The sequence below is a fragment of the Aminiphilus sp. genome (genome assembly GCF_029975095.1).
Classification (GTDB): Bacteria; Synergistota; Synergistia; order Synergistales; family Aminiphilaceae; genus Aminiphilus.
The window spans coordinates 23,994-31,558 of the sequence record NZ_JARKPW010000119.1 but is presented as its reverse complement, the minus strand read 5'-3'; the positions used below and the strand labels follow the sequence as shown (position 1 = coordinate 31,558).

Annotated in this window: 6 protein-coding genes; 3 read left to right on the top strand and 3 right to left on the bottom strand. The window is 60.3% G+C overall.

What is annotated here, in order from left to right:
- Window positions 1-168: 168 nt before the first annotated feature.
- Entirely contained in the window at window positions 169-1,383 is a 1,215-nt protein-coding gene (locus Q1K49_RS07230; protein WP_300524509.1) for an MFS transporter, read from the bottom strand.
- A gap of 997 nt (window positions 1,384-2,380) precedes the next feature.
- Here Q1K49_RS07230 and Q1K49_RS07225 point away from each other — a divergent pair.
- The 3 genes from Q1K49_RS07225 to Q1K49_RS07215 all read left to right on the top strand — a co-directional run bounded on the left by Q1K49_RS07225 (window position 2,381) and on the right by Q1K49_RS07215 (window position 5,780).
- Window positions 2,381-3,364, top strand: a complete 984-nt coding sequence (locus Q1K49_RS07225; protein ID WP_300524506.1) for a metallophosphoesterase — start codon at window positions 2,381-2,383, stop codon at window positions 3,362-3,364.
- A 135-nt stretch (window positions 3,365-3,499) separates the two neighbouring features.
- A complete protein-coding gene (locus Q1K49_RS07220) occupies window positions 3,500-4,207 on the top strand; it encodes a biosynthetic peptidoglycan transglycosylase (protein WP_300524504.1) in 708 nt (235 codons plus the stop codon).
- Between the two features lie 28 nt (window positions 4,208-4,235).
- A complete protein-coding gene (locus Q1K49_RS07215) occupies window positions 4,236-5,780 on the top strand; it encodes a potassium/proton antiporter (RefSeq protein WP_300524503.1) in 1,545 nt (514 codons plus the stop codon).
- A gap of 235 nt (window positions 5,781-6,015) precedes the next feature.
- Here the strand turns inward: Q1K49_RS07215 and Q1K49_RS07210 are convergent, their stop codons facing one another.
- Both Q1K49_RS07210 and yedE read right to left on the bottom strand, forming a co-directional pair.
- Entirely contained in the window at window positions 6,016-6,258 is a 243-nt protein-coding gene (locus Q1K49_RS07210) for a sulfurtransferase TusA family protein (protein ID WP_300524500.1), read from the bottom strand.
- Between the two features lie 31 nt (window positions 6,259-6,289).
- Window positions 6,290-7,393, bottom strand: coding sequence for a YedE family putative selenium transporter (gene yedE / locus Q1K49_RS07205; RefSeq protein WP_300524497.1), 1,104 nt, complete (start codon window positions 7,391-7,393; stop codon window positions 6,290-6,292).
- Window positions 7,394-7,565 lie beyond the last annotated feature (172 nt).

Sequence of the window (7,565 nt, the reverse complement as noted above, 5' to 3'; positions counted from 1 at the left end):
GGGAAAGCTCTGAAGAAAGACCTTGGGCTTTCCCTGGACTCGGGTCGCATCTGGCTCTGCACGGTGCCCTGCGGGACCGGCGAGCCCGTATTCAGAGATTCCGCTGTGTTCAGAGGATTTTTCCCGAAATCACTGGTGTTTCCCCGTGTCCCGGCTTTCTTTTCCCTGTCAGGGTTGGGAGGGCCGGGGTAGGTCGTGTCCTTTCAGGATGAACCACACGGTTCCCGCCAGACCGCAGGCGGAGGCGACGAAGAAATTCACCCCTGGGCCGAGCATCCACAGGAAGGCGCCTCCGAATGCCGCCACGGAGACCACGGTGTCCCGAAGCAGGTAGTAGAGGCCGAACATGCCCGCCTTGCGCTCCTCCGGCGCGAGATCCATGATGAGAGCCTTGCGCGTGGGTTCTCCGAACTCCTTGAGCCCCCGCACCACGAAGGCTGCCGCGAGGGCTCCGAAGGAGCGGCTGAAATAGAGCATCGCGGGAAAAAGCGTGAAAAAGATGAAGGTGAGGGCTACGAAAGGCTTCTTTCCCATGCGGTCCGCCAGAGCCGCCACGGGAATGTAGACCAGCATGGCCACGATCATCTCCACGGTGGTGAGCAGGCCGAACTGAAAAGCGCTGACGGGAGAGGCGATTTCCTTCATGGCCCAGAGTACCACGAAGGCGTAGGGAATCTGTTCGCAGAAGCGCACGAGAATGTCCGCCACGAGGAGATTCTTCAGATCCGGACTCATGAGGGCGTACAGGCGAAGGGGATTTTTCTCCGCTCCGGAGGTTCCTCCCTTTTTCGGCGGATCGTCCTCGATGAGGCGCTGCTGTGCCACCAGTGCCACTCCTGCCATGAGGAGGGCCGCCACGAAGGCGAGGCGCACGCCCCAGACTTCTCCGAAGAGGCCGATGAAGGCCCCTCCCACGAGGGGGCCGAGTGCCATGGGAATGCGTCGTACCAGGGAGTGCATGGAGACGCCCATGGTTCTCTTGTTTGAGGGCAGAACCTGCGCCACCAGGCCCATGGTGGCGGGGAGAGAGATGGCCGTCCAGGAGAGAAAGAGGATGGAGCCGAGGATCACCGCCTTCCAGGAAGGAATGAGGATGACTATCAGAAAGCCCGCCATGGCGAGCACGTTGAAGACGAGCAACGCCCTTTTCGTTCCGAGCCGGTCCGAGAGATAGCCTCCCGGAAAGGAGTAGAGGGCGGAGAGCAGGTTGTCCAACCCGTTCAGCAGTCCCACCGAAAGGGCACCACCCCCGAGGGCGACGAGATAGATGGGGAGAAAGCGTTCCGCCATTTTTTCCCCCATGCCCACGAGGATTACCATGACCAGAAGTCCCACCATGCTCTTCCGCAGTGCGAGAAATTCCAAGAGAGAACGCTTGTTCATTCTGATCCTCCCTTTCCGTGAAGATGGGATTTTCCCTCCGGCATGAGAGACACCGCAGGTGCAGGTTATCCCCCCGTGCCGCCTGATCCGGGCGGGGGCTTCCATTGAGATGCTCCGATCCGCAGGCCGATGGCGAGGCGCTCGCGCCGCCGGCAGGAGAGCGGTGGTTCATGACTGGTTCCGCTCCGCCGGCCGGTTGTCGGGGAACTCCATTTTGGCGAAGGGCGTGCCATGGTCTCTCCGTTTTTCTCGGGGTGCTGTCCTTCAGTCCTTGTGAAGGAAGCTCTGATCAAGTAGGAATTGTCCCTCTCTCGATTGCGATCGCATTCCGTCTTCGAGATCGGCGTGGCATTTTTCAGAGCTTCCTGATGGTTGCAGTGTACATCTGTCCCTTGCAATGCTGTTTTTCAGTGCTTGGGACGTTTGAAGTGTAAATCCACTCTCCGGGCTTTGCAAACGGAAAGTCGCGCATACTCGGATGGACGAAACGAAACGGAATCGCTCCGTCGTTCGGGTCCCTGTGGTATGAAGATGCAGCCTTCCTGCGCAGCGCGGGGAACCTGCTTTTTCGATGTTGTGCGTCGGCGCCGTGCTGGGTGGCCGTGATCTTTCCGGCAGACTGGAAAAACGTGTTTTTCCACCTTCTGCGCTAAGATAGGAGCGGCGGGCGGGATACGTTTCGTTTTTCACTGACGCCGTACCGGTCCGGAAGTTGTGTGCGTTCCGTCTCCGCAACAAGGTTTTCATGGCGTTCGGCGGCCGTCTGCGGCGATGCACCACACTTTTCCAGGAGTGCCTTTTTGTGTTCGAGCAACAGGTTCATGTTGCGGGAGCGACTGGACTCTCGCCGCGCCTCGGAGGTTGCGACGCACAGTGCCCGTATCAGGCGATGGTATATCTGTCCTTTTGTCCTTGAAACGGCTTTTCGGGATTGTCGGGAGGTGTTTTCGTACTTCCGAAAACAGAAGATGTATCCTGCGGAAAGGTGGGACGAGTCGTGGACAGAACAAAATTCTCCTTTTGCAATCGCCGGTGGAATCCTCCGGAAGGGGGTGCTTTCTCTCCTTCTGCAACGACCGTGTCGCGACAAACGCCTTTGCGAAAAGGTCCTTCTCGTTTCCGGAGCGTCCTGCAGCACGCCATCGTGGCGCTGGGTCGTCTTGTCCTGCTCATTTCGCTCGTTTTCCCTGCTCCGGGATGGAGCGCCGCAGGCGCACTCCGTTGGAACGATGACATGCTCGCCCGCATTCCCCGGGACCTGGAGGCCTTTTCCTTCCTTGTCCTCGGAGACACGCGAGGACCTGGGTCGAAATTTTCTGCCGTTCTAGCTGCCATGAACGAAGAACGGGACGTCCTCTTCGCTCTCGACGTGGGGGATCTCGTGAACTCTTCCCGTTCTCCCGAGGATTACGAAAAGGAGTTCTTCGCTCCTGCGAAAAAAGCCTCCATGCCCTTCCTTGCCGCCATAGGCAACCACGAGCGCGCCGCCGATCCCAAGGGGCTTTTGTACCAGCGCCTCGTGGGTGATCTCTGGTACTCTTTTGCCGTGGGAGACGCGGTTTTTCTCGTCCTCGACAACAGCAACGCCCACTCGCTCGGGCGAGAACAGGAGCGTTGGCTCGAAGAGCGGCTTTTTGAGGCCCGGAAGGCGCGTTTTCGTTTCGTTTTCCTGCACGTTCCGCTGGAGGACCCGAGGGGAGGGCATTTCAAACACGCCATGTCCGATTCCGCCTACGCCCGAAAGCCTCTGGAAATCTTCGAGCGCGGCAACGTGACGTTCCTCTTCGCCTCCCACGTTCACGCTTATTATGCGGGGAGATGGGGAAAGATTCCCTTCATCGTCACCGGAGGCGGCGGAGCTCCCCTGTACGGCAAAGATCCCGCTGCGTCCTTTTATCACTACCTTCGCGTGGATGTGGACACGACCGTGCCGGAGCCGGAGAAGGCGTTGCGGATCACGGTTCGTCCAGTGCATCCGTAAGGGGGCGGCATGGCGGGAAGACTCTTCCCCGGGAGCGCTTTTCGGAAACATTTTGCTCAAAGATCCGGAAAAGAAACGAAACACCTGTAGTGCCTTTGCCCGGACCGGAGGAGTTCAGAAGAGGGGTGATCTCACGTGTTCATAAGAAGAATGCTGAAAGTTGCGATTTTCGTCGTTCTTCTCACGCTCGCAGGAGTCTCTTCCTATTGTCTCTGGGTCGTCTCTACGGCTCGGGAGTACACGCTTTCCACCGTTCTTCCGGAAGTTCGGGAGAGATCCTACGCACTGTCGCCATGGGTCTTGACGCCTCGACAGACGGACATTCTGCTGAAGGTGGAGGATCCGAATTTCTTCGGTCACGGAGGCGTCGATTTTCTTACGCCCGGCGCGGGAATCACAACCATCACCCAATCGCTCGTGAAAGGGCTTTATTTCGACGCGTTCAAGCCGGGTGTGGCGAAACTGAAGCAGACCGTGATTGCCGCTTTCGTTCTGGATCCCCTGATGTCCAAGGAGGAGCAGCTCCGTCTTTTTCTCAACACGATATATCTCGGGAACCAGGCGTGGGGATTCGCCCAGGCGTCGGAGGTCTACTTCGGCAAACCCTTTTCGGAACTCGAGGAGGAGGAATACATGGCGCTCGTGGCCATGATCATCGCCCCGACGGTGTTTGACCTGCGCGCTCACCCCGACCGCAACGCCGAACGGGTTGCCCGAATCAAGCGTCTTGTCGCCGGAGAATACGTTCCGCGAGGAGTGTGCGACCTGTACTACGGAAAGATCGCTCCGGAGGCACAGGAAGATCTGCCCCCGTTTTCGTACTTCTCGGGGTACTACGAGTGAGAACTGAATTTGTCAAGGAGGAAAGAGAATGGAGGAGCCCTTTCGTATTCTGCTCACCACGAGCGTCCTGGTTCTTCTGAGCATCCTGGCGAGCAAGGTCTCGGACCGCTTCGGCGTGCCCGTGGCGGTGGTGTTTCTCGCTTTGGGCATGCTCGCGGGGTCGGACGGTCTGGGAGGCATCTACTTCGACAATGCCGTGGCGGCGAACTTCGTGGGGACCCTCGCGCTGGCGTTCATCCTCTTCTCGGGAGGACTCGACACGAACTGGAGGGTCGTGCGCCCCGTGCTCGGGAGAGGCCTCGCTCTTTCCACCGTGGGAGTGGCGATCACGGCACTTCTGGTGGGACTGTTCACCTGGAGAGTGCTCGGATTTTCCTTCGGCGAAGGGCTGCTTCTGGGGTCGATCGTCTCTTCCACCGACGCGGCGGCGGTGTTCGGTGTGCTTCGTTCCCGCGGCGTGGGGCTTCGGGGGGAACTGAAGCCTCTTCTCGAGTTCGAGTCGGGCAGCAACGATCCCATGGCGGTGTTCATGACTCTCGGCGTGCTCGGTTTCCTGCAGCACGGCGGATTTTCCTGGACGTCCCTGGCGGGGTCCTTTGTCCTCAACATGGCCGGAGGCGTTCTGACGGGAGTCGCCCTCGGAGTCGTCTCGGGACGGGTCTTCAACAGGATTCGCCTCGACTATGAAGGACTCTATCCGACGCTGAGCATCGGGGTGGTGCTCTTCGTCTACGGGGTGAGCGAGTACGTTCACGCCAACGGATTTCTCGCGGTCTACGCCTGCGGTATGACCCTGGGCAACACGGATTTTCCGAACAAGCGCTATGTGCTGAAGTTTCACGATGGACTTGCCTGGCTCATGCAGATCGGCATGTTTCTCGTGCTCGGATTGCTGGTGTTCCCCTCCAGATTTCCCCAGGTGGTCGTTCCGGCGCTCCTTGTCGCAGGGTTTCTGATGTTTGCGGCCCGCCCGCTGGCGGTCTTCACCGCACTTCTGGGAAGCCGCTTCTCTCTGGCGGAACGGGCTCTCGTCGCCTGGACGGGATTGCGCGGCGCGGTTCCCATCGTGCTCGCCACGTTTCCGCTCATGGCGGGTTATGCCGGTTCGAGCAGCATTTTCCACATGGTTTTCTTCACGGTACTCGCGTCGGTGTTGCTCCAGGGAAAGACACTCATGTCTGCGGCGAGCCTGTTGGGAGTGGACGAACCCATGTCCGCCCGGCCGAAAAATCCTCTGGAATTCGAGCGGACGCCTCAGATGCAGGGAGACGTGCGTGAGTTCGAGATTCTGCCCAACATGGCTGCGGCGGGAAAAAGCATCGCCGAACTGGAGCTGCCCCGGGACGTGCTCATCCTCCTGATTCGGCGCAATGAAGGTTTCGTCGTTCCCAGGGGGCATACCCGCATAGCGCCCTACGATACCCTCATGGTGATGGCGGAGCCCGGCGGGCTTCGGGCCGCGAGGGAAATTCTGTTCGCACCGTCCGTCAGAGAGGCCCTTTCCGGGCATCCGAAGGAAGAACCCGCCGAAAAGACCAAAACAGAGGCGGAGGAGACGTTGCGCGTCCCCTGAGATTCGGAAAAGGGAGACATCCGGTGGAACATCGCAACGGTGCGCCGCCGGATGTCTCTTTGTTCCTTTGTTCCCTGTCTCGCTTCCTTCCTGCCCCACGTTCCGACGTTCCGGAAAACCTCCTGTCCCCTTCCTGCGGCGGATGTCCCTTTCAAAGGGGCATCCGCCGCAGGAAGGGTTCGGTACACGAACGTCGTGCACGACCTTTTTCAGAGGTGTTTCCTGTTGTTCAGGCTCATTTCGAAAGGAGCACCCGGAATCCTCCGTCGTCGCTTTCCTCCCAAGAAACGTCCCATCCCTGGCTCCGGGCGAAGCGGCTCACGTTTTCCCGGGATGTGACCGTGTCCACCAGGATCGTTCCCTCCCCGGCGGTACGTCCCGTCAGGGCTTTTCTCGTCTCCAGGACCGGCTGCGGGCAGGAGAGCCCCCGGGCGTCCACCTCGAAACGGTGTGCGCTTTCCTTGTGTGCTGTGTTCATCGCGTATTCGCCTCCTCTCCGAAATCGGCGTCTAGTCCAGGCGTTCCCGCATGAGGAAACCGGCGGCAAGGCAGAACACCAGTCCGATGGTCACCGCTGTCGGGCCGTAGGGAGAGGGCCCGGCGGCGGAGCTGGCGAGGGAGAAGTTGTGGGCGAACCCCGCCCCGACGAGCATGCCGAGGACAAAGACGCCTGCATCACCGTCTCCCTCTCCGCTCAGAATGAGCTGGCGCCCCGGGCAGCCTCCGGCGAGAGTGAAGGCGAGCCCCGCAAGCGTCATGCCGAGAAAGTTCCACAGATGGTTCGTGTGCGCCACCGGTTGTCCTTCAAGGCCTGGCTTGAACTGCCCGAGGGCGAGGTTTGTGGCGAAGGCAGCGAGGACGAAGGTGAGCACGCCGAAGAAGAGATGCCCATCCCGGAGCATGAAGAGGTCCCGCAGTGCTCCCACGGTGCAGAAGCGGCTTCGCTGCGCCAGCCACCCCACGGCGAGCCCTACTGCCAGGGAGACGGTGAGCAGAGCATGTTGCGACCCCGGGCCCTTTTCCGAGAAAAAGATGGGGCCGACGGGAGTCCCTTGTGCATCCCGACCGAAGAGCGGCGCCATCACGAGGAGAACCATGATGGCCACCGCCGCGAGAGGCATGAGATATCCGGCGGCATGAAGGTTTTTCGAATTCTTACCGAGGGAGAATCCCTTCCAGAGGAAGCCGATGCCGATGCCGATGCCTGCGGAGAGGCCCGCAATGCCTGCGATGGCAGTCCAATCGCCTCCGGCGAGGCGGAGATAGGCCCGCCAGGGGCAGCCGAGAAAGACCAGTGCGCCTACCATGGCGAAAAAGCCGAGAAAGAACCGCACCAGCGGTGACGAACCCGAGCGGGGGCGGAATTCCCGGAAGAGTAGTGCCGAGCCGAAGGCTCCGAGCACGAGTCCGGCGATTTCCGGACGGAGATATTGCACCACCGCAGCCCTGTGCAGCCCGAGGGCACCGGAGATGTCCCGGGTGAAACAGGCCACGCAGATTCCCATGTTGCCCGGATTTCCCCACGTGACGAGAAGCGCCGCGAGCACTCCCGCAACTCCTCCGGCGAGGACGGGGCCGAGACGGGAAAGAAGCAGCTTGTCCAAAGAACGCATGATCGTCCACCTTTCTGTCCGGTGTTGTCTGTTGTGTTGTTCCACCGCCGGAATCGGAAGCCTGAGAGGGCGCCTCGTCGCCCTTGTGCGAGGTCGTTTTCCGGTGTGGAAGCGGAGTCGCCGGAAGGGCGATTCCATGTTCTCGAACGGAGAAGACCCAGTGCTGTTTTCG

Bases quoted from the DNA above. Each gene is read 5' to 3' on its own strand.
- Q1K49_RS07230 (WP_300524509.1), bottom strand. From the start codon at position 1,383: ATGAACAAGCGTTCTCTCTTGGAATTTCTCGCACTGCGGAAGAGCATG.
- Q1K49_RS07215 (WP_300524503.1), top strand. From the start codon at position 4,236: ATGGAGGAGCCCTTTCGTATTCTGCTCACCACGAGCGTCCTGGTTCTT.
- Q1K49_RS07210 (WP_300524500.1), bottom strand. From the start codon at position 6,258: ATGAACACAGCACACAAGGAAAGCGCACACCGTTTCGAGGTGGACGCC.
- yedE (WP_300524497.1), bottom strand. From the start codon at position 7,393: ATGCGTTCTTTGGACAAGCTGCTTCTTTCCCGTCTCGGCCCCGTCCTC.